Origin of the sequence: Sporofaciens sp. SGI.106, from assembly GCF_050314255.1 — a bacterium.
Lineage (GTDB): Bacteria > Bacillota > Clostridia > Lachnospirales > Lachnospiraceae > Claveliimonas.
This window is the reverse complement of record NZ_JBNPMZ010000004.1, coordinates 177,383-194,872: the sequence shown is the minus strand read 5'-3', so window position 1 is coordinate 194,872 and position 17,490 is coordinate 177,383. Positions and strand designations below refer to the sequence as shown.

Genomic DNA, 17,490 nt, shown 5'->3' with positions numbered 1-17,490 from the left:
GAATTCCTCCATAAAACTGAAAGAGATTATTAAAATTGAATGTAAAAATTTTATAAACTTTCAGATTTGTTCAGATTATTATACACTGGAATCATTGATATTTAAATACCCAAGTGGTATGATTTAGTTGGATTAATCGTATCGGAAAAGAGGAAAATACATGTTTTCAAAATATAGTGTAAAAAAACCTTACACCGTAGTGGTGGGAGTGGTTTTGATTATTATTCTGGGGATTGTGACATTTACGAATATGACGGTGGATCTTCTTCCTAATATGAACTTGCCTTATGCCATGGTTATGACCAGTTATCCGGGAGCAAGTCCGGAGGAGGTAGAGATGACTGTTACAAAACCGGTAGAGCAGGTAATGGCGACAGTGAGTAATATCAAGACGATACAATCTTCATCCAGTGAGAATTTTTCCACTGTGATTCTGGAATTTGACCAGACTTCCAATATGGATTCTGTGACGATAGAGATGCGGGAGAATCTGGATCAGATCAAAGGCTACTGGCCGGAAGGCGTGGCAAATCCAATTATTATGAAATTAAATCCAAGTATGATGCCGGTTCTGATTGCTGCAGTCAGTGCCGAGGGGGAAGATGCGGTCAAAACCAGTCAGGTTATTGAAGAACAGATTCTGCCCGAGATAGAAAGTGTGGAAGGTGTCGCATCTGTCAGTTCGGTTGGAAGTATAGAAGAAACGGTAGAAGTAACTATAAATGAGAAAAAAATCGAGAATCTCAATGAGGAAGTAACTGCGAAGTTAAACCGACAGTTTGAGGAGGCAAGTGCAGCCCTTGCGGATGCAAAAGCGAAGGTGGAAAGTGGAAAAGCTGCTCTGGAGTCCGGCAAGAATCAGGCATCTGAGCAGATGGGACAGGCGGAAGCACAGATTTCCATGAAGGCGGAAGAGCTGAAACAGGCTCAGCTTGAGATTACGGAGAAAATGGCGGAGCTGAATATGGGAGAGGCTCAGCTGGCACAGAGCCTTGCGTTGGTACAGAGTTCTAAGGCAGCACTTAGCGCACAGCTTACCCAATTGGAGAATGCGAAGGCAGCCGAAACTGAGATTCAGGCGGCTTACGATGCACTTCTCCAGAAACAATTGGCCGGGGAAACTTTGACAGAAGAAGAGCAGGCACAGTTTGAGGAATATGCAAAACAGCTTGCGCTTATTCAGACGTATGATACGTTGAAGCCTCAGCTGGAGGAGAGCATGTCAAAAATATCTGCTCAGGAGGCAGAACTTCTGGGACAGAAGAGTCAGCTTGCAGCTGGAAGAAGTCAGCTTCAAAGTGTACAGGAGCAGGTGAATGCCGGGGCAATGACACTGGCGCAGGCCCGGGGACAACTGAGTTCTGCTCAGATTCAGGCAGCGGTAGGAATCAGCCAGGGGGCAGCTCAGCTTGCAGTGGGTGAGGCAGCGATTACGCAACAGGAATCCCAGCTGGATTCGGCAAAGGAAGAGGCATACGAAAATGCAGATATGACGGGAATTCTGAATGTGGATATGGTGAAAACCATTCTGGCAGCGGAAAATTTCAATATGCCTGCCGGATATGTAAAAGAGGATCGGGCAGACTATCTGATCCGTATTGGTGAAAAATTCAAAAATATTGACGAGATGAAGGATCTGGTTCTGGTAGAAATGGAAGGCATGGATCCGGTGAAGCTCTCTGATGTGGCAAATATAGAACTGGTGAATAATTCAGATGAGACCTATGCCAGAATTAATGGTGATCATGGGGTAATGCTGGTGATTCAGAAGCAGACAGGTTATTCTACCGGTGATGTCAGTGACCGGGTGCTGGAGAAGCTCGATACTCTGGAACAGGATGAGCAGCTGAACATTAAGACGGTTACCTTGATGGATCAGGGGGTATATATAGATCTGGTAGTGAATTCGGTTCTTAAGAACCTGTTGTACGGAGCGGTTCTGGCTATCGTAATTCTGCTGGTATTCCTGAAAAGTGTAAGACCGACAATGGTAATCGCATGCTCTATTCCAATCAGTATTCTGACGGCGTTAGTGGCGATGTATTTCTCCGGAGTTACGTTAAATATTATTTCCCTGTCCGGTCTGGCGCTGGGTGTGGGAATGTTGGTGGATAACTCCATTGTTGTGATAGAAAATATTTATCGAATGCGGGAAGAGGAAGGTGCATCGGCAAAAACGGCGGCGATTGAGGGTGCAAAGCAGGTATCCGGCGCCATTGCAGCTTCTACTCTTACGACAATCTGCGTATTTGTACCGATTGTATTTACACAGGGTATTACCAGACAGCTTTTTGTAGATATGGGACTGACAATTGCGTATTCTCTGCTCGCCAGTCTTCTGGTAGCACTTACGGTGGTGCCGATGATGTCAGCGGGAATACTGAAGAAAAACCAGGCAAAGGAATCCGGAGTATTTATCCGGGTTAAGGAAACATACGGCAGACTGCTGGAGAAAGCGCTGAGGTGGAAAATACCGGTTCTCGCGGGAGCTTTGGGGCTTCTGATTCTGAGTGGTGTGCTGGCATTGTCAAGGGGAACAGAATTCATGCCCCAGATGGAGAGTACAGAAGTCAGTATTACTCTTGAAATGGAGAAGGGAAGTACCATGGCGGAGACTGCGGCTGTTGCAGATGAATTGATGGATAGAGTAGGGAAAATATCGGATATCCAGGATATTGGTGGAATGGTTGGAAGCAGCAGTATGATGGGAAGTTCTTCTTCAGACACGGATCGGGCAGAATTTTACGCGATTACGAAGGATAAGCCAAAACTTAATAATAAGCAGCTGAAAAAAGAGATTGAGAAGGTTACAAAAGATCTGGATGGGGAAATAACAGTGAATACTTCCTCCATGGACATGAGTGTGCTGGGAAGCTCCGGAATCGTAGTTCAGATTAAAGGAAAGGATCTGGATAAACTGCAGGAGATTGCCAAAGACGTTAAAGAAATTGTAGAGAAGACAGAAGGAACACAGAATGTTCTGGATGGAACGGAGGACAATCAGGCAGAACTCAGAGTTGTCGTGGATAAGAATAAAGCGATGGCACATGGACTTACAGTGGCCCAGGTATATCAGGAAATTGCCGGTAAGCTGTCGGATGCAGTTACGGCTACAACTCTTTCTACCGATACAGCCGAATATGATGTCATGGTAAAAGATGATACGGCCGATCAGATGAGCCGTGAGGATGTGCGGAATATGACCCTTGACGTGACGAAGCAGGACGGAACCAGGGAAACTGTGAAGCTTGCAGATATTGCCTCCTTTGAGGATGCTTCAGGTCTTCCGACTATTAACAGAAAAGAGCAGAGCCGGTATATGGCTGTGACAGCGGAAATTAAAGAGGGAGATAATATCGGGCTTGTAAGTAACCGTGTGAAGAAAGCTCTGAAATCTTATGAGGCACCGGAAGGATATGAAATAGAAATGACGGGTGAAGATGAGACAATTAATGAGGCTATGATTGAGCTTCTGAAGATGCTGGGGCTTGCCGTTGTATTTATGTATCTGATCATGGTGGCACAGTTCCAGTCACTGAGGTCTCCGTTCATCGTCATGTTTACGGTACCGCTTGCATTTACCGGTGGTCTTCTGGGACTCTGGCTGACCGGTTCTGCGGTCAGTGTCATTGCAATGATCGGATTTGTAATGTTGTCCGGTATTATTGTTAATAACGGTATCGTGTTTGTAGATTATACGAATCAGCTGATTCGAAATGGAAAGTCACAGAAAGAGGCACTTGTGGAGGCTGGAAAGATCAGACTCCGACCGATTATTATGACTGCTCTAACCACGATTCTCGGATTGTCCACCATGGCAATCGGAGTGGGAATGGGTGCAGATATGGTTCAGCCAATGGCAATTGTAACGATTGGCGGACTATTATACGGAACATTGCTGACCCTGTTTGTAGTACCTTGTATTTTTGATCTGTTTCACAAACGGGAAAGGGCGAAACTCAGAGAGGAAATAGAGGAGGACTAAGTATGGTTGACCGGGCAATAGAATTTGCTTCCAAAGCACATGAAGGACAGTTCAGAAAGGGAACGAAGAGACCTTATATTGTTCATCCGATTGAAGTGGGGGACATCGTGGCCTCCATGACCAGGGATGAAGAAGTTATCAGTGCGGCAATTCTGCACGATACGATTGAGGATTGCCGGGGAATTACAAGAGAGATGCTTGCTGAGGAATTTACTCCCCGGGTTGCCTGTATGGTTGCTCAGGAAAGTGAGGATAAATCCCTGACATGGATAGAACGAAAAGGTGCCACTATCCGGCGTCTGAAGGATGCGGACCGGGAGATTCAGATGATTGGACTTGCGGACAAGCTTTCCAATATGCGGGATATTAACAGGGATTATCCGGTAGTTGGAGAAGAACTGTGGAACCGTTTCCGAATGAAGGATAAAGATACTATCGGCTGGTATTATAAAGGTGTCAGAGATGCTTTGGTGAAGGATTTTGCAGGGATTCCGGCATTTGAGGAGTACTGTAGCCTGGTGAAAAAGAATTTTGGTTAACCCGGAAAACAGGGGAGAAGAAAATATGATTGTGAGCGTGAGCAGAAGGACCGATATTCCGGCACTGTATCCGCAGTGGTTTGTGAACCGGCTGCTGGCAGGAGAAGTTCTGGTTCCCAACCCCTATAATAGAAAAAAGGTGAGCCGCATCAGTCTTTCGCGGGATGTGGTGGACTGTTTTGTGTTCTGGAGCAAAAATCCGGAGCCTATGATTCCTTATCTTCGGATGATTGATATGCTGGAGTATCCGTATTATTTTGAAATGACGATTACTGGTTATGGGAAGGAGATGGAACCGAATCTTCCATCTACGGAGGAATCGATTGCTACATTTATTTTGCTGAGTGAGCGTCTGGGAAAAGAGCGGATGGATTTTCGTTTTGATCCAATTATTTTGAATGAAAAATACCCTCTTTCATATCATCTGGAACAATTCGATATGATGTGTGAATGGCTGCACCGGTATACGACGAGATGTATTTTCAGTTTTGTGGATCCGTATAAAGGAAGCAGATTTCTCGAACCGGAACCGGAAGAAATGGAGGCGGCAGCTTCAGGACTTGCGAAGATAGCTGCGAAATATGGACTGCCCCTCTATACCTGTGCTGAGAAGATTAATCTTGAGAAATATGGAGTCGGTCATGCTGCCTGCATTGATAAGGGAAAAATAGAAAGACTGGTAGGATATAAACTGGATGTGAAGAAAGACAGTGGTCAGAGAAGAGAGTGTGGATGTTACGAAAGTGTGGACATTGGCATGTATGATACATGCATTCACGGATGTCGTTATTGTTATGCGACCGGAAGCCTGGAGGGAGCAAGGAAAAAGCACGATCTTCACGATCCGCAGTCTCCGATTTTAATCGGAAACCTTCAGGGGGATGAAATAGTGACGGAACGAAAAACTTATCTTGCAAAGGATAACCAGCTATCATTATTTGATTTCATGTAACAGGCTTAAAACGACAGGATGATAAAGGAGCAGTTAAAAAATTATGGAGAATCTGATATTTAGTTTAAATGCAACAGTCCCGGTATTTCTGATGATGATACTGGGACTGTTTTTCCGGAAAATAGGATGGATAGATGAGGTATTTGCCTCAAAAATGAATAAATTTGTATTTCTGGTTCCTTTGCCGGTGCTGGTATTTTCCGATCTTGCTACTGTGGATTTTTCAGAAGTATGGGATATTAAATTTGTATTGTTCTGTTTCGGTGCAACTGTAGTAAGTATTGCTGTTGCAGCGGCGGTATCATTTGTCTGGAAGGACAAGTCCATTCAGGGGGAATTCATTCAGGCCTCTTATCGCAGTAGTGCCGCTCTTCTGGGAATTGCATTTATCCAGAATATTTATGGATCGGCGGGCATGGCTCCGATGATGATTATCGGAAGTGTTCCTCTTTATAATATTATGGCTGTTCTGGTGCTCTCACTCTTTAAACCGGGGCAGCAGGGAATTGACAGGAGCGTTCTGAAGAAGACGCTTCGCGGCATTGTGACCAATCCGATTATTATTGGTATTGCTGCCGGACTGATCTGGTCGGCTCTTCGGATACCCATGCCTCGAATAATTGGAAAAACAGTCAGCAGTATTGGTGGTATGGCAACCCCGATGGGATTGATGGCCATGGGAGCAACCTTTGATATAAAAAAGGCATTTGATAAAGCGGCACCGGCAGTTACAGCTGCAATTATAAAGCTGGTAGGATTTGCTGCTTTATTCTTACCGATTGCGGTGAGTCTTGGATTTCGTCAGGAGAAACTGGTGGCAATTCTGGTAATGCTTGGCTCAGCCACCACAGTAAGCTGTTTTGTTATGGCAAAGAATATGGATCATGAAGGAGTCCTGTCTTCCAGCGTGGTGATGCTGACGACGATGTTCAGTGCATTTACTTTGACCGGGTGGCTGTACATCCTGCGCTGTTTTGGGTTAATATAGAAAGTTCCTTAAGACTTTCTGAAAAAACTGTAAACTTCTTGACAAATGGGATGGCGGTGGATATTATAATCATTAGTTTAAGACTGCTTCTATTCTTTGCGTATATAAGCAGTCCGATAATGGCCAGGAAGAAGAGGAGTACGCATTGCTGATCCAGCAGAGAGGACGGTTCATTGGCTGAAAGACGGTCCGGGAGTATCGGTGCGGAAGGTAGCTTTGGAGCTGGAAGGCTGAATGATGAGTAAGTTTTCCCGGAGTCGTTCCCGTTATAGAATAAGATGAGATATGTAGAAGAGTTATTTCTATATATAAATAAAGGTGGTACCGCGGTATTTGTCGCCCTTTAGTTTTTAAAGGGCGTTTTTTTTATCTTGAATTAGCAGGAAATGGAAGTCCTTTATTAAAAGTGTGAAAAACCAACAGGCAATGAGGAGGAAATTATGAGTCAGAAGATGGAGACAACTTACAATCCAAAAGAGATTGAACCAAAGCTTTATGAAAAATGGTGTGAAAAAAAGTATTTTCACGCAGAAGTTGACCGCAGCAGAAAACCATTTACAATTGTGATGCCGCCGCCGAATATTACCGGTAAGCTTCACATGGGACATGCCCTGGATAATACCCTGCAGGATATCCTGATCCGTTATAAAAGAATGCAGGGGTATAATGCACTGTGGGTTCCGGGAACGGACCACGCAGCAATCTCTACTGAGGTTAAGGTTACCAACCAGCTGAAAGAAGAAGGTATTGATAAGAAAGAGATGGGACGTGAGAAGTTCCTGGAACGTACATGGCAGTGGAAGGAAGAGTATGGCGGAACCATTACTTCCCAGCTTAAGAAGCTTGGTACTTCCTGTGACTGGGACAGAGAACGTTTTACTATGGATGAAGGATGTTCCAAAGCAGTAGAAGAAGTATTTATCAAGTTATATGAAGAAGGATATATTTACAAAGGATCCAGAATCATCAACTGGTGTCCGGTATGTAAGACTTCCCTCTCTGATGCAGAGGTAGAGCATGAAGAACAGGAAGGTCATTTCTGGCATATCAAGTATCCGATCATTGGAACGGATGATTATCTGGAGATTGCGACTACCCGTCCGGAAACCATGCTGGGAGATACCGCGATTGCCGTACATCCTGATGACGAGCGATACAAAGATATCGTAGGAAAGAAGTGTCTGCTTCCGCTGACTGACAGAGAGATTCCAATCGTGGCAGATTATTATGTAGATAAAGAATTCGGAACAGGTGCAGTTAAGATTACTCCGGCACATGACCCGAATGACTTTGAGGTTGGAAAGCGTCACAATCTGCCGGAAATCAATATTATGAATGATGATGCTACCATCAATGAGCAGTATGGCGGCAAGTATGCAGGAATGGATCGCTATGAGGCGAGAAAGGCGATGGTAAAAGACCTGGAGGAACAGGGATATCTGGTAAAGGTAGTACCGCATTCTCATAATGTTGGAACTCACGACCGCTGTCACACGACGGTAGAACCACTTATTAAGCAGCAGTGGTTCGTAAAGATGGAAGAGCTGGCAAAACCGGCAATCAATGCCATTAAGACAGGAGAACTCCGTTTTGTTCCGGAACGATTTGACAAGATTTATCTGCACTGGCTGGAGAATATCCGTGACTGGTGTATTTCCAGACAGATCTGGTGGGGACACAGAATCCCGGCATATTACTGTGATGAGTGCGGCGAGCTTGTAGTAGGAAGAGGAATGCCTGAGAAATGCCCGAAGTGCGGATGTACTCATTTTACTCAGGATGAGGATACCCTGGATACATGGTTCTCTTCTGCACTGTGGCCATTCTCCACATTGGGCTGGCCGGAACAGACAGAAGAAATGGATTATTTCTATCCGACAGATGTGCTGGTAACCGGATACGACATTATCTTCTTCTGGGTAATCCGTATGGTATTCTCCGGATACGCACATACCGGAAAATCTCCGTTCCACACCGTATTCATTCACGGATTGGTTCGTGACTCACAGGGGCGTAAGATGAGTAAATCTCTTGGAAATGGTATTGATCCATTGGAGATTATTGACCAGTACGGAGCAGATGCTCTGCGTATGACGCTGGTAACCGGAAATGCACCGGGTAATGATATGCGTTTCTATAATGAAAGAGTAGAAGCAAGCCGTAACTTTGCAAATAAGGTATGGAACGCATCTCGTTTCATTATGATGAATATAGATGGTAAGGATATTACACAGCCATCTGCAACTGAACTTCGTCCGGCAGACCGCTGGATTTTATCCAAATGTAATTCTCTGATAAAAGATGTTACTGAAAACATGGATAAATTCGAGCTTGGAATTGCGCTTCAGAAAGTATACGACTTTATCTGGGATGAATTCTGTGACTGGTATATTGAAATTGCGAAATATCGTATTTATCATGCGGATGAAGATACAGTCGGAGCAAATGCTGCAATGTGGACACTGAAAGAAGTTCTGAAATCTGCATTGAAGCTTCTGCATCCGTTTATGCCGTTTGTAACGGAAGAAATTTACAGTAATCTGGTTCCGGAGGAGGAATCTCTGATGATTTCCAGCTGGCCGGAATATAGTCCGGCACTGGAAGCTCCATCATCAAAATGGAATTTCTCTGAGGCCGTGGACATCACAGAGCATTTTAAAGCAATCGTGAAAGGAGTTCGTAATGTACGTTCTGAGATGAATGTTCCGAATTCCAGAAAGGCTAAGATTTATGTAGTGTGTGAAGAGGAAAGACTGGGAGAAGGTCTGGCACTTCTGAAAGAACCTGCAAAGATGATGGCCGCAGCAAGTGACTTTATTGTTCAGAACAGCAGAGATGGAATTGCGGATGATGCAGTGTCTGTTGTAGTACCGGATGCTACGGTTTATGTTCCGTTAGAAGAACTGATTGATTTTGAACAGGAAGTGGAACGTCTGACCAAGGAAGAAACCAGACTGCAGAAAGAGATTGCCCGTTCCAATGGTATGCTGAATAATGAGAAATTTGTCAGCAAGGCGCCGGAGGCAAAGGTACAGGAAGAACGGGATAAACTTGAGAAGTATCAGCAGATGCTGGCTCAGGTCACAGAAAGACTGGAAAGCATGAAAGCAAAACTGTAGATCAGAAAACAAGGGGATACTATGAAGAAAATTCAGTTCAAAAAGCCGGATATAAAAGGCTCGTTGCAAAAGATAAGACATTTGAAAAAGGAAGATGTGAAGGCCTGGTGGCATGCCAAGAAGGTTCGCCGGGAAAGAATTATCAATGAACGGCGAAACAGCGCATTTGCGAAGAAGATGAAACCGGTGTATGTATTTATGAATCGATTTTCACTGGTGTTCCATGCACTGCTTGCATGTTTGATTAACCTGGTAATCGAGGGAATATCCAGGCATTCCCTCTTCCAGGCCTGGGATTATATGACAGAGACACCTCTGGTGTTTCTCTATAATTCTTTTATGATTTTTATGACCTTTATGGTCGTATATCTGTTCCGGCGAAGAGTATTTGCAAGGATTATCATCAGCGTACTGTGGCTGGTACTGGGTGTATGCAACGGATATATGCTTTTAAAGCGTGTTACACCGTTTAATGCACAGGATCTGAAGGTCGCTACGGATGCGGTTTCTCTGATCAACAATTATTTTAATGGATTCGAACTGATCGTACTGTCGGTTGGAATCGTGTCTGTTGTTGTATGGGTCATATCCATGTGGCGACGCGGCGGACAATTTGAAGGAAAGATGCACCGGTTACTGGCGCTGGGAGGCGTTGTCGTATGCTTTGGGGCATACATGTTCCTTACGGATCTGGCACTGGATAAACGTGTCATTTCCAATTATTTTGGAAATATTGCTTTTGCATATCAGGACTACGGTCTTCCGTACTGTTTCATGGCCAGTGTATTCAATACGGGTATCAATGAACCCAATGGATACAGTGAGGAAACCATGAAAGAAATCAGTAATAATGATGATATCAGAAAAAGTGAGACAAGTCTGGAGGACGGGGAGAAGCCGAATATTATCTTTATTCAGCTGGAGTCTTATTTTGATGTAGATGAAGCCGAATTTTTTACGACTTCTGAGGATGCCAGCCCGAATCTTCACGAGATGTATAAGAATTATTCCAGTGGTTATTTCAAGGTTCCGTCTGTGGGAGCAGGTACAGCGAACACGGAGTTTGAGGTACTGACGGGAATGAATCTCAGATATTTTGGTCCTGGTGAGTATCCATATAAGACGGTGCTGAAGGAAACGACGGCGGAGAGTGCGGCTACAGCACTTGCAAGCCTCGGATATGGTACGCATGCTCTTCATAATAATGGGGGTAATTTCTACAGCCGTGCAAAGGTATTTAATAATATTGGGTTTGACAGCTATACCAGTAAGGAATTCATGAATATTCTGCAGACTACAGAAAATGGATGGGCAAAGGATGATATTCTGGTACAGCACATTCTTGAGGCGATGGATACCACGGATCAGCAGGATTTTGTATTTGGTATCAGTGTCCAGGGACATGGAGATTATCCGGAGACTCAGTTGATTGAAAATCCTAAGATTAAGGTGGAAGGCATTGAGGATGAAGCGCTGAAAAATAAGTGGGAATACTATGTGAATCAGGTTTATGAGATGGATGCGTTCGCCGGTAAATTAGTAAAAGCTATCGAAAAAAGAGGAGAACCTTCTGTCGTTGTATTTTATGGAGATCATCTTCCGACTATGGGACTGGAGGCAAGAGATTTAAAAAGCCGCTATCTCTATAATACGAATTATGTAATCTGGGATAACATTGGTCTTGAAAAAGAGGATCGTAATATTCCTGCTTATCAGATAATGGCAGATGTATTTGAGCGGCTGGATATTCACTCCGGCACGGTGTTCAATTATCATCAGCAGCGACGTAAGACTAAAGACTATCTGGCAGATCTGGAACTTCTTCAGTATGATATTCTTTATGGAAAACAGTTCGTATATCATGGTGAGAAACCGATTGTAGAGGGTCACATGCAGATGGGTGTCAAGGATGTAACACTTCAGGATATTGTCCCGCATCTGAATGAAGGATACAGTTTGTATGGTCAAAACTTTACGAAGAACAGTAAGGTTTATGTAAATGGAGATAAGCAGAAGAGCTCATTTTTAAATAATACCAGGATTGAGCTCCCGGAGACAGAACTTCAGGAAGGAGATGTAATTGTGGTGAGCCAGGTGGGGTCCAGCAATACGATTTTCAGAAGTTCCTGCCAGTATCTTTATAAAGAAGGTAAGCTGGAAGAAGTACCGGGTACCGGAAGTGCGAAGGAAGGGGTATCCTGGGTAGAATCAACAAAAGAGGAAAGCACAGAAGAATGATGACTTATCGGGAAGCAGTGAATTATATAGAAGAGATTCCCAAATTTGCGGTGAAGCATCCAAAAGAGCACACCCGGGAATTTTTGAAACGACTTGGAAATCCGGAGCAGGGGCTTCGGATTATCCACGTTGCGGGGACAAATGGAAAAGGTTCCGTCTGTGCCTATATGCAGGCAATGCTTATGGCAGAGGGGAAAAGGACAGGTTTTTTTACTTCTCCCCATCTGGTGTCCATGAATGAAAGAATCAGATTGAATAACAGGCAGATTACGGATGAGCAGTTTCTGGAGGTGTTTCGGAAGGTAAAGGCTGTGGTGGATGAGATGGCAGAGGAAGGTATCTCCCATCCTTCTTATTTTGAATTTCTGTTTGGTATGGGTATGACTGTATTTGCAGAGGAAATGCCGGATTATGTGATATTGGAGACTGGGCTTGGAGGAAGACTGGATGCCACGAATTCGGTGGAACATCCAGTGCTTTCTATTATTACATCTATCAGTCTTGACCATACACAGTATCTTGGCAGCACGATTGCTGAGATTGCAGGTGAAAAAGCGGGAATCATTAAAGAGAATGTGCCGGTCATCTGTGATGGCAGCAATCCGGAGGCGCTTGAAGTAATTCGCCGACAGGCGGCGAAATGTCATGCTGCTTGTAGAGAAATCGCGAATGACGCGTTTGAAATCCGGGAAATTACGGATAAACATATTGCTTTTTCCAGGGTAAATGCGTATGATGAAGATGTTACCTGGCGACTGAAAAACAGTGGTGTTTATCAGATGATGAATGCTTCCATTGCGATTGCAGCTATGGAATATCTGGCAGGTAATCCAGAGAAAGAGCAGTATCATATCTGGCAGAAGGCACTGGAATCGGTAGTCTGGGAAGGGAGAATGGAGGAAGTAATCCCGGGAGTATTTGTGGATGGAGCTCATAATCCGGGGGCAATTGAAGCTTTCGTGGAGAGCGTGAAGGCTGTATTCACATCGGGAAGTGCAGAAGATATTTCTTTTGAAGAGGCTGCGAGTGAACGGCTGATTCTGGTTTTTTCAGCTGTAGCGGATAAGGAGTATGAGCAGATGATAGCCTGTCTGTGTCAGAACCTTCCGGCAAAAGCATATATTGTTACGGAGATTACTGATAGCCGGAAAGTTCCGGCAGATGTACTTGAGGGAGTATTCAGGAAATATACAGATCGTCCGGTATATTCTATTCCGGATGTGACAGAGGCGTGCCGTAAAGCCATCGGCATGAGACCGGAAAAAGGAAGAGTCTATTGTCTTGGTTCGCTTTATCTGGTAGGAACAGTAAAAAAATGGCTGACAGGAGGGAAGTCAGATGTTGAACTTTGAGGAAGAAATTAAGAAATTCCAGCCCAGTCTGGAAGTGGAAGATATTGAAAGTGCAGTATATCAGGAAGATCTGACCGATATGACTGATATTCTGCGGGAAGTAATAGAGCAGACGAGCAAATAAGAAAGATTACGGGGACAATATGGAGTATACACAGAAACTGGTGTACCAGTCCAACTACTGGTACAATGATGGACTGAAGCGGGCAAAGATAAGGGATTTATCCGGTGCGGTGACATCTCTGAAAAAAAGCCTGCAGTTTAACAGGGAGAATATTGCGGCTAGAAATCTTCTGGGTCTGGTATATTACGGCCGGGGAGAAGTGGGGGAGGCTCTGGTTGAGTGGATTCTCAGTAAAAATTTAAAATCCCACGACAATATCGCCAATTATTATATAAAGAAGCTTCAGGAGAATCCGGAGAAGCTTGATGAAGTGAATCAGGCAATTGCAAGATATAATCAGTGCCTGCAATACTGTGAACAGAATGGAGAGGACCTGGCTATAATCCAGCTTAAGAAAGTAGTTGCGGCCCATCCGTCCTTTCTGAAAGCCTACCAGCTTCTTGCTCTTTTGTATATTCACACGGAGCAGTATGCAAAGGCAAGACAGGTGCTGAAGACAGCGCATAAGCTGGATACTACAAGTGATCTTACTCTGCGTTATATGCATGAATTAAAACAGGTGCCTAAAAAGACGCCAAAAGCAAAAAAAGAAGAAAAGCCACAGACCGTTACTTATAAGATTGGAAATGAGACAATTATTCAGCCTGCATCATCCAGTATTAAGGATAACACGGGGATGTTGACAATTCTGAATATTGTGATAGGTCTGGTGGTCGGTATTGCAGTTATGTGGTTTTTGATCATGCCGGCAGTAAGTAAGTCTACAACAGAGAAGACCAATAGTCAGGTGGTCAAATTCAGTGATAAAATTGCTGCTCAGGAAGCCCAGATCAGTGCGCTAAAAAAGGAGCTGGAGGGATACCGTGCTGCGAGCGAAGAGACAGAAAGTGCGCAGCAGACCGCAGCATCAACGCTGGACAGCTATGAGGTTGTTATGAATATGTACGAGCATTATCTGCAGTCGGACATGAGTGATTCGGATATGGTACAGGAGCTTTTGAAAGTAAATCCTGATGCACTCGGCACCTTCGGAAGGTCAGCTTATGAGACTATGAAGGAGAATGTTTTCGACCGATATGGAAGTGTGCTTTATAATAACGCCATTGAGAATTATGATGTGGCAAATTATACGGATGCAATTGCGAACCTGACATTGCTGATGCAGATGAACGAAGGATATGATGATGGAGAAGCCATGTATCTTCTGGCACGTTCTTATGAGGCGGCAGGCGATACAGAAAATGCCGGTGTATGGATGGATAAGGTGAAAACAAATTACCCGAATATTGATACTACCGGAAATTCAGAAGAATAGAAAAAATACAAAAGAGAAGGATATGCAGAAAAGACTGTATATCCTTTTTTGCTGCCATATAATTTCTAGAATGGGGGAGTAATATGAAATATGAAGTGCAGGAAAACTGTCTGACTATTTTTCTGCCACAGGACGTGGATCATCACAATGCGGAGGAAATCAGACGGGAGTCGGATCATCTGATAGAGAAAAATCATATCCGTTATGTCATATTTGATTTTGCAGATACCGGTTTTATGGACAGTTCCGGTATAGGAGTAATCATGGGACGCTATAAGAAAATCTATATGCTTGGAGGAGAGGTGTGGGCAGTCCATACCAGTGAGAGAATGAAAAAAATACTGGCCATGTCCGGTGTGACAAAGATTATGCAGATATTAGAGGAGGATAACTAGATGAGAGAAATAACAGAAGAATGGAAAAAAGAGGAATCCGTCAGACCGGATAATGCAATGCAGCTTTCCTTTGACAGCCGGTCATCCAATGAAGCATTTGCAAGGGTGACGGTGGCGTCCTTTATGACACAGCTGAATCCAACCCTGGAGGAGGTGTCGGATGTAAAAACGGCCGTTTCGGAAGCTGTGACCAATGCTATCATCCATGGATATGAAAATGAGTTACATACGGTCGTAATCCAGTGTCGGATTGAAGGAAAAACACTGTGGGTTGAGGTAATCGATCATGGAGTGGGTATTCCGGATGTAAAGAAGGCAATGGAACCTCTTTATACCAGCAGACCGGAGTTGGAACGGTCAGGCATGGGATTCTCCTTCATGGAAGCATTTATGGACGAAGTGGAAGTTATCTCTCAGGTCGGACAGGGGACGGTGGTGAGAATGAAGAAAACAATAGGAAAAGGACGGGAATTATGGACCACACAATCGCTCTGATTCAGAAATCTCACGAAGGGGATGAGGAGGCGAAGGCACAGCTGGTAGAGGAAAATGTGGGACTGGTCTGGTGTATTGTAAAACGATTCTATAATCGGGGAGCTGAAGCAGAGGATCTGTTCCAGATTGGCAGTATTGGCCTTCTAAAGGCGATTGATAAATTTGATGTTTCTTATGATGTTAAATTCTCTACTTATGCAGTTCCCATGATATCCGGAGAAATCAAAAGATTTCTCCGGGATGACGGTCTGATTAAGGTGAGCCGTTCCTTGAAAGAAATTGCATATAAAGCCTATCTTGTTCAGGAAGAACTGAGAAAAAAATGGGGAAGGGAGCCGACGCTCCAGGAACTGGCGGATTATATGGGGGTGGAAAAAGAGGAGCTGGTAATGGCTATGGAAGCAAATGCTGAGGTAGAATCTCTTCACAAGACCATTTATCAGAAGGATGGACATGAGATTCAGCTCATGGATAAATTGAAAGAGCAGGAGGTGAGGGAAGACAAGGTATTGGACCGTATGCTGCTGAAAGAGCTTCTGGACCAGTTGGGAAAGGATGAAAGACAGCTTATTTTTCTCAGATATTTTGCAAATAAAACACAGACGGAAGTGGGAGAAATCATGGGGATTTCGCAGGTTCAGGTATCTCGAACGGAGAAAAAAATATTAAAAAAATTAAGAGAGCAAATTTAAAAAGCATACCCAACGTATATTTTTATCTGGCTGAATCCATACTAACACAAGAATCGAGAGGAGGTTTTAGTATGGAGGAGGCCAGAAAAAAACTGAGGGTATGCTTAATTTTTGTGGTGGCGGCAGCAATTATTATCGGTGTGATTTATTACTTCGGGGATTGGGACAATGACAGTCAGGTAAATGAAGGAACACTGGTGACCATATCGGAGGGGAGCACATTATGGCAGTAACTAAAGAAACCGTCTATATTAAAGGGGAAAAGAATGTGGAAGTAACAAAGTCTGATGTGACTCTGGGAGATATCCTTACCATGGAGTGTGCGAACCCTGACATTCTTCCGAAACTTAAGGCACTCAGACTTTTTAAATTTATTGACGATCCCAAAAAGGAAAAGAAAAAGGGGAGAAGCCGAACTGTCGTCTCAGTCCTTCGGATCATTGAATGCATTCACGAAAAGTATCCCTCTCTGGATATTCAGAACCTGGGACCGCCGGATATTATTGTAACCTATGAAGATCAGAAGACCGCGGGAGTGATGATACATGGAATAAAGACCGGGGCAGTGGTGATGATTACTTTTGTGGGAGCAGCATTTTCGATTATGGCATTTAATAATGACGTAGATGTGTCGAAGCTTTTTTCTCAGATTTATGAGCTTCTGACAGGAAAACCTTCGGATGGATTTACGATACTGGAGCTTACTTATTGTATAGGGCTGATCATAGGGATTCTGGTGTTCTTTAACCATTTTGGAAAGAAAAGATTCTCGGTGGATCCGACTCCTATGGAAGTGGAGATGCGTCTGTATGAAAATGATATTCAGACAACTCTTGTGGAGACCTATGCAAGAAAGGAGAAAGAAGTGGATGTGGGTACTACAAATCGTGTTGGCAGTCATCGGAATTAGTACGGGAATTGCGGTGGCAGCCGGACTGTTTTCTTTTATTATAGGGCTTGGTGTGGTGTCAGATTTTGCAGACAGGATCCACACCGGAGAGCATATTCTGCTCTATGAGGACAGCGTAGCTCTTGGAGGAATTCTGGGAAATATTTTTTTTGTCTATCAGATTTCTATACCGGGAGCTGGATGGATCCTTCCGGTTTTTGGCGTTCTGGCAGGGATTTTTGTGGGATGCTGGTCGATGGCACTGGCAGAAATATTAAATGTATTTCCCATATTTATAAGGAGAGTGAAGCTGGTGCGCTGTATTCCATGGGCAATTCTTGCCATGGCGGTGGGAAAAGGAATGGGGGCGCTGGTGTTTTTCCTGAACCGATGGGGAAAACTGTAAA

General features: G+C 44.0%; 15 protein-coding genes and 1 other annotated feature. All 15 genes read left to right on the top strand.

Annotation, left to right across the window (positions count from 1 at the left end; genetic code table 11):
- Positions 1–160 precede the first annotated feature (160 nt).
- Complete coding sequence (locus tag ACQRCC_RS05075; RefSeq protein WP_427849721.1) at positions 161–3,985, top strand: efflux RND transporter permease subunit; 3,825 nt, start codon at positions 161–163, stop codon at positions 3,983–3,985.
- 2 nt (positions 3,986–3,987) lie between these two features.
- Entirely contained in the window at positions 3,988–4,524 is a 537-nt protein-coding gene (locus ACQRCC_RS05070; protein WP_427849720.1) for an HD domain-containing protein, read from the top strand.
- Between the two features lie 25 nt (positions 4,525–4,549).
- Entirely contained in the window at positions 4,550–5,476 is a 927-nt protein-coding gene (locus ACQRCC_RS05065) for a DUF1848 domain-containing protein (RefSeq protein ID WP_427849719.1), read from the top strand.
- Between the two features lie 43 nt (positions 5,477–5,519).
- Positions 5,520–6,464, top strand: coding sequence for an AEC family transporter (locus tag ACQRCC_RS05060; protein ID WP_427849718.1), 945 nt, complete (start codon positions 5,520–5,522; stop codon positions 6,462–6,464).
- A gap of 116 nt (positions 6,465–6,580) precedes the next feature.
- Positions 6,581–6,811 (top strand) — a binding site (T-box leader).
- Between the two features lie 93 nt (positions 6,812–6,904).
- Positions 6,905–9,583, top strand: coding sequence for a valine--tRNA ligase (locus ACQRCC_RS05055; RefSeq protein WP_427849717.1), 2,679 nt, complete (start codon positions 6,905–6,907; stop codon positions 9,581–9,583).
- Positions 9,584–9,604: 21 nt separating this feature from the next.
- Entirely contained in the window at positions 9,605–11,821 is a 2,217-nt protein-coding gene (locus tag ACQRCC_RS05050; RefSeq protein ID WP_427849716.1) for an LTA synthase family protein, read from the top strand.
- Positions 11,821–13,173 carry a bifunctional folylpolyglutamate synthase/dihydrofolate synthase gene (locus tag ACQRCC_RS05045; RefSeq protein ID WP_427849762.1) on the top strand — a complete coding sequence of 451 codons (1,353 nt, stop codon included), beginning with the start codon at positions 11,821–11,823 and terminating at the stop codon, positions 13,171–13,173. Before ACQRCC_RS05050 ends, ACQRCC_RS05045 begins: the two co-directional genes overlap by 1 nt.
- Positions 13,160–13,297, top strand: a complete 138-nt coding sequence (locus tag ACQRCC_RS05040) for a hypothetical protein (RefSeq protein ID WP_427849715.1) — start codon at positions 13,160–13,162, stop codon at positions 13,295–13,297. Before ACQRCC_RS05045 ends, ACQRCC_RS05040 begins: the two co-directional genes overlap by 14 nt.
- Before the next feature lie 19 nt (positions 13,298–13,316).
- Entirely contained in the window at positions 13,317–14,612 is a 1,296-nt protein-coding gene (locus tag ACQRCC_RS05035; RefSeq protein ID WP_427849714.1) for a tetratricopeptide repeat protein, read from the top strand.
- Between the two features lie 83 nt (positions 14,613–14,695).
- Entirely contained in the window at positions 14,696–15,007 is a 312-nt protein-coding gene (locus ACQRCC_RS05030) for an STAS domain-containing protein (RefSeq protein WP_427849713.1), read from the top strand.
- On the top strand, positions 15,008–15,502 hold the full coding sequence (gene spoIIAB / locus ACQRCC_RS05025) for an anti-sigma F factor (protein ID WP_427849712.1): 495 nt from the start codon (positions 15,008–15,010) through the stop codon (positions 15,500–15,502).
- Positions 15,481–16,194, top strand: a complete 714-nt coding sequence (sigF, locus tag ACQRCC_RS05020; protein WP_427849711.1) for an RNA polymerase sporulation sigma factor SigF — start codon at positions 15,481–15,483, stop codon at positions 16,192–16,194. The genes spoIIAB and sigF overlap by 22 nt, the downstream gene beginning before the upstream one ends.
- A 71-nt stretch (positions 16,195–16,265) precedes the next feature.
- Positions 16,266–16,427: a hypothetical protein gene (locus tag ACQRCC_RS05015; protein ID WP_427849710.1), complete on the top strand. Its 162-nt coding sequence runs from the start codon at positions 16,266–16,268 to the stop codon at positions 16,425–16,427.
- Positions 16,418–17,104, top strand: coding sequence for a stage V sporulation protein AA (locus tag ACQRCC_RS05010; RefSeq protein WP_427849709.1), 687 nt, complete (start codon positions 16,418–16,420; stop codon positions 17,102–17,104). The genes ACQRCC_RS05015 and ACQRCC_RS05010 overlap by 10 nt, the downstream gene beginning before the upstream one ends.
- Complete coding sequence (locus ACQRCC_RS05005) at positions 17,064–17,489, top strand: stage V sporulation protein AB (RefSeq protein ID WP_427849708.1); 426 nt, start codon at positions 17,064–17,066, stop codon at positions 17,487–17,489. The genes ACQRCC_RS05010 and ACQRCC_RS05005 overlap by 41 nt, the downstream gene beginning before the upstream one ends.
- Position 17,490 lies beyond the last annotated feature (1 nt).

Excerpts from the sequence above, each read along its gene's own strand:
- ACQRCC_RS05030 (WP_427849713.1), top strand. The coding sequence starts at position 14,696 with ATGAAATATGAAGTGCAGGAAAACTGTCTGACTATTTTTCTGCCACAG.
- ACQRCC_RS05060 (WP_427849718.1), top strand. The coding sequence starts at position 5,520 with ATGGAGAATCTGATATTTAGTTTAAATGCAACAGTCCCGGTATTTCTG.
- ACQRCC_RS05055 (WP_427849717.1), top strand. The coding sequence starts at position 6,905 with ATGAGTCAGAAGATGGAGACAACTTACAATCCAAAAGAGATTGAACCA.
- ACQRCC_RS05070 (WP_427849720.1), top strand. The coding sequence starts at position 3,988 with ATGGTTGACCGGGCAATAGAATTTGCTTCCAAAGCACATGAAGGACAG.
- ACQRCC_RS05035 (WP_427849714.1), top strand. The coding sequence starts at position 13,317 with ATGGAGTATACACAGAAACTGGTGTACCAGTCCAACTACTGGTACAAT.
- ACQRCC_RS05005 (WP_427849708.1), top strand. The coding sequence starts at position 17,064 with ATGTGGGTACTACAAATCGTGTTGGCAGTCATCGGAATTAGTACGGGA.
- ACQRCC_RS05075 (WP_427849721.1), top strand. The coding sequence starts at position 161 with ATGTTTTCAAAATATAGTGTAAAAAAACCTTACACCGTAGTGGTGGGA.
- ACQRCC_RS05015 (WP_427849710.1), top strand. The coding sequence starts at position 16,266 with ATGGAGGAGGCCAGAAAAAAACTGAGGGTATGCTTAATTTTTGTGGTG.
- ACQRCC_RS05010 (WP_427849709.1), top strand. The coding sequence starts at position 16,418 with ATGGCAGTAACTAAAGAAACCGTCTATATTAAAGGGGAAAAGAATGTG.
- ACQRCC_RS05050 (WP_427849716.1), top strand. The coding sequence starts at position 9,605 with ATGAAGAAAATTCAGTTCAAAAAGCCGGATATAAAAGGCTCGTTGCAA.
- ACQRCC_RS05045 (WP_427849762.1), top strand. The coding sequence starts at position 11,821 with ATGACTTATCGGGAAGCAGTGAATTATATAGAAGAGATTCCCAAATTT.
- spoIIAB (WP_427849712.1), top strand. The coding sequence starts at position 15,008 with ATGAGAGAAATAACAGAAGAATGGAAAAAAGAGGAATCCGTCAGACCG.
- sigF (WP_427849711.1), top strand. The coding sequence starts at position 15,481 with ATGGACCACACAATCGCTCTGATTCAGAAATCTCACGAAGGGGATGAG.
- ACQRCC_RS05065 (WP_427849719.1), top strand. The coding sequence starts at position 4,550 with ATGATTGTGAGCGTGAGCAGAAGGACCGATATTCCGGCACTGTATCCG.
- ACQRCC_RS05040 (WP_427849715.1), top strand. The coding sequence starts at position 13,160 with ATGTTGAACTTTGAGGAAGAAATTAAGAAATTCCAGCCCAGTCTGGAA.